The organism is Grimontia marina (genome assembly GCF_900060185.1).
Taxonomy (GTDB): Bacteria; Pseudomonadota; Gammaproteobacteria; order Enterobacterales; family Vibrionaceae; genus Enterovibrio; species Enterovibrio marinus.
The window spans coordinates 1-1,438 of sequence record NZ_FIZY01000155.1; the positions used below are offsets into that span (position 1 = coordinate 1).

At 63.5% G+C, this 1,438-nt stretch carries 1 pseudogene; it reads left to right on the forward strand.

The features are described 5' to 3' along the window. Positions 1 to 1,438 (forward strand): annotated as a pseudogene (locus tag GMA8713_RS25650) (hypothetical protein); the annotation flags it as partial.

Sequence of the window (1,438 nt, forward strand, 5' to 3'; positions counted from 1 at the left end):
ATGTCGGCAGCACGGCGCCGGGCACGCCTGTGGTCACCATCACCGAAGATGCCGACAACGACGGCTACATCAATGATGCCGAACTGGTGGGTCAGGTGAACATCACCGTGGCCCTGACCGGCGGCACCGCCGTGGGCGACACCCTTGTGGTCACCGACCAGGATGGCACGGTCATCTTCTCCGGTCCGGTGACGCAGGACATGCTGGACAATGGCCTTGACCTGGCGATTGATGCACCAGCCAGTGGCACCAATCTGGTGGTCACCGCCACCGTCACCGATGCGGCGGGCAACACCGCCAATGGCAGTGACAGTGCGACACTGGATACCAGTGGCGGCAACCCGAACCTGGGGGCCCCGACCCTGACCATTGATGAAGATGCCAACAATGACGGCTACATCAATGATGATGAGCTCGATGGCGACATCAACTTCAGCGTGGCGCTGGGCGCCGGCACAGAGGTGGGTGACTCCCTGGTCATCACTGACCAGGCGGGTAACGAGGTGTTTAACGGCACCGTGACCCAGGCCATGCTGGACAATGGCCTGTCGCTGACGATGACCCCGCCAGCGACCGGCACCGGCCTGACCTTGACGGCCACCGTGACCGACACCAGTGGCAACAGCGCCACCGGCAGTGACTCGGCCACCCTGGATCACGGCAGCAGTGCGCCTACCGCACCGACTGTGGTCATTACCGAAGATGCCAACGATGATGGTTACATCAACGATGGCGAGCTCAGCGGCGAGGTGGATATCACCATCACCCTGGGCGCCGGTACCGCCGTGGGTGACACCATTGTGGTCACCGACCAGGATGGCAACACCCTGTTCTCCGGCCCGGTCACCCAGGACATGCTGGACAATGGCCTTGACCTGTCTGTGGCCGCCCCGGCGACCGGCACCGAGCTGGAAATCACCGCCACGGTCACTGATCCGGCGGGCAACAGCGCTGAGGGCTCTGACTCGGCCACCCTGGATTACGGCACAGGCAGCGGCGCACCGGCGTCGCCAACGGTGGTGATTGATGAGGATGCCAACAACGACGGCTACATCAATAGCGATGAGCTCGATGGTGACATCAACATCACCGTCACCCTCGGTGCAGGCACCGCGGTGGGCGATACCCTGATTGTGACCGACCAGGATGGCAATGAGCTGTTTAACGGCACCGTGACTCAGGACATGCTGGACAACGGCGTGCCGGTCACCATGACCGCGCCAGCCACCGGCACCACCATTACCGTGACGGCCACCGTCACTGACCCGGCGGGCAACACCGCCAACGGCAGTGATGCGGCCACCCTGGATTACGGCACCGGCACCGGCGCCCCGGCGGCGCCGACGGTCGAGATTACCGAAGATGCCAACGATGATGGTTACATCAACGATGACGAGCTGGACGGTCAGGTGGACATCACCATCACCCTGGGCGCGGG